Raw genomic sequence first — 1,635 nt, 5'->3', positions numbered from 1 at the left:
GACGGTGAGCTGTAGAGCCACGCCGCCTTGGTGTGCTGGGCGCGGAAGACCGCCAGTCGGCCGTCAGCATCCTGCCTTCGCGGCGGGAGCGGCCGGTGAAACGACAGTTCAGGCGCTTCCGAACGTCCACACATGCTGACGGGCGGTAACGGTCAGGAGACCGAGGGCGGCCAGCGGTGCCTGCGCCACTCGTCCCAGGAGGTGAATCCGGCCGGTGGGTCGTCAACGGGTTCGCTGCCGTCGAGTTCGCCTGGTGTCGGGATCTGGATGACGTCGGCCCACCTGGCGAGTTCCTCGTCGGACATGGGCCACGTGGTGTCCGGCTCGTCGGCTTGGCGCTGGTCGAGTCGTCTTCGCTGCTCTGCGGGGGACACCTCGAAGTAGCGCATCTCCACGTCCGCGCCGCGGTCCGCCGCCGCCTGCCGCAGCGCGGACCGCTCGTCCCGACCCCACAACCCGTAGTCGATCACCACGTTGCTGCCCAGTTCGAGAGCTCGCAGGCCGATCTCGATGAGCCGTCCTTCGATCACATCGGAGGCCGATGGCGGGTTCTCGTGCCCGTAGAGGGCCTTCACCCATTCGTCCTTCGTCAGGCGGAGCGCGTTGCGCTCGCTCTCCAGGCGTCGCGCAGCACTGGTCTTCCCGGTGGCCGGCAGCCCGACCACGAGAAAGAGCGTTGGTCGCCTCATCCCACCCTCTTGCTGTGCGAAAGCCCCATTGTCCCCGATCGCGCGTTCCGCTCCGCGACCCAGTTGGAGCGTATGGTGTCGAGATCGGGCAGGTACGGGTAGCCCCAGTCGAACGATGGGACGGCGGGGATCCACACTCGACGCTCGTGCCGAGGGGCGAACCCCGTTGAACGACGTGGGGTTTGAGTCAGCGGCTCCCGTGGTATCGACGAATACCATTGTCGTCTCGTCCGGAGGGTGTTCATGCAGATCCAGGTAAACACCGACCACAACATTCACGGTGGCGAAGGGCTGGCCACCTTCGTGGCCACCGACCTGGAGAGCAGCCTGTCCCGGTTCAGCGGGTGGTTGACCCGGGTGGAGGTGCACCTCAGCGAGGACGGGGGCAGCAAGCCCGAGGACAAGAAGTGCGTCATCGAGGCGCGGCCCGGGGGCAAGCAGCCGGTCGCGGTCACCCACCACGCGACCACCGTGGACGACGCGTACGCCGGGGCGGCGCAGAAGTTGGGACGGGTGCTGGATACCCGGTACAGCCGCGCTCATGACCACAAGGGCAGCGAGAGCATCCGTCACATGCCCCCTCCGGAAGACCTGGAGCAGGTCGGCGTGATCGAGGACGAGCCCCGGGGCTGACCAAGGCGGCAGGGGAGCACCAAGGCGGCAGGGGAGCACCGAGCTTCCTGACCGCGACAGCTCAGCCGTCGTGCTGCACCGGGTCGACTGCCGTCGAGGCTCGCGACCGACGTGGACAGTGAGCGGCGGACTCCTCGGGTGACCGTTGGCGTCGTTCCCAGGAGTCCGCCGCCCTCAACCGGTCCGGCCATCGGTTCCCCTCCGAGCCTTCGGCCAGGCGCAGGTTGGGCAGGAACGACCTGCCTCGCCTCCGGGCGTTCCTGGCCTTCTTCACCGGGCTCGCCGCGGTGGTGCTGATCCTTGGCGACGCGGC

At 68.2% G+C, this 1,635-nt stretch carries 2 protein-coding genes; one reads left to right on the top strand and one right to left on the bottom strand.

Translation table 11 applies throughout. From position 1 onward, the window contains the following. Positions 1 to 152: 152 nt before the first annotated feature. Entirely contained in the window at positions 153 to 689 is a 537-nt protein-coding gene (locus AB0G02_RS39115) for an ATP-binding protein (protein WP_360805240.1), read from the bottom strand. Between the two features lie 243 nt (positions 690 to 932). Here AB0G02_RS39115 and AB0G02_RS39110 point away from each other — a divergent pair, with 243 nt between their 5' ends. Beyond that, positions 933 to 1,322, top strand: coding sequence for an HPF/RaiA family ribosome-associated protein (locus AB0G02_RS39110; RefSeq protein ID WP_360805237.1), 390 nt, complete (start codon positions 933 to 935; stop codon positions 1,320 to 1,322). Positions 1,323 to 1,635 lie beyond the last annotated feature (313 nt).

Origin of the sequence: Actinosynnema sp. NPDC023658 (assembly GCF_040639995.1) — a bacterium.
Lineage (GTDB): Bacteria > Actinomycetota > Actinomycetes > Mycobacteriales > Pseudonocardiaceae > Actinosynnema.
Note: the sequence above shows the minus strand (reverse complement) of the source record. Positions and strands in the feature narration are given on the sequence as shown.

Excerpts from the sequence above, each read along its gene's own strand:
- AB0G02_RS39115 (WP_360805240.1), bottom strand. The coding sequence starts at position 689 with ATGAGGCGACCAACGCTCTTTCTCGTGGTCGGGCTGCCGGCCACCGGG.
- AB0G02_RS39110 (WP_360805237.1), top strand. The coding sequence starts at position 933 with ATGCAGATCCAGGTAAACACCGACCACAACATTCACGGTGGCGAAGGG.